General features: G+C 59.4%; 1 pseudogene. It reads left to right on the forward strand.

Annotation, left to right across the window (positions count from 1 at the left end):
• Window positions 1–97 (forward strand): annotated as a pseudogene (locus tag ACLJK8_RS23085) (IS5/IS1182 family transposase); the annotation flags it as partial.
• Window positions 98–621 lie beyond the last annotated feature (524 nt).

Consider the following 621-nt stretch of genomic DNA (forward strand, 5'->3'; position numbering starts at 1 on the left):
CTGGGAGAAATCCATCGCTTCGGCCGAGGCGTGGATATTCATCGCCCACATCCGCGTCCTGACCAGACGCCTCGCAAGGTATTGGCACGGCTCGTAGAGTTTCGAGTCAGACTCTTAGAATCGCAGGACCAATGCCGCGCCCCGCTTTACCTGCTCCGTCAAGACCAAGGCTAAGGCCATCGGACGATGATATTCCGTTTTGAGAACCGGAGCGGGGCGAATTTCTACCACGCGAAATTATTCGCGGTGGCGCGTTACCGCGATGCGATTATCCCCTGAAAGGACCCGTTCGTGTTGCGCCGCAGCACGACGAACGCGCCGCTCCGGTCACAGAAATAGGGAAGCGGGCGCGCGCCAATGCCCCGATCCTCCCCACTAACCTTTCCCATCTCCCTTTATTGGGACAGCGCAGGGAGCGAGGAATGCCCGCTGCAACCGCCGCGCGATCCGCTCCCAGCCGCGCCGGGCAACATAACAGTCATTACGCGGTATGTCTGGTCGGGCGCGGTACGCGCTATTCTGAACTGCGACTTTTGAGATCTGGCAGGATGTTGGAAAGCGAAAGGACATCCTGAATGAAGACGCGCTTCAGCCATCTCACGCTCTCGGATCGCCGCCAGA

Source organism: Amaricoccus sp. W119 (assembly GCF_047275745.1).
Taxonomy (GTDB): domain Bacteria; phylum Pseudomonadota; class Alphaproteobacteria; order Rhodobacterales; family Rhodobacteraceae; genus Amaricoccus.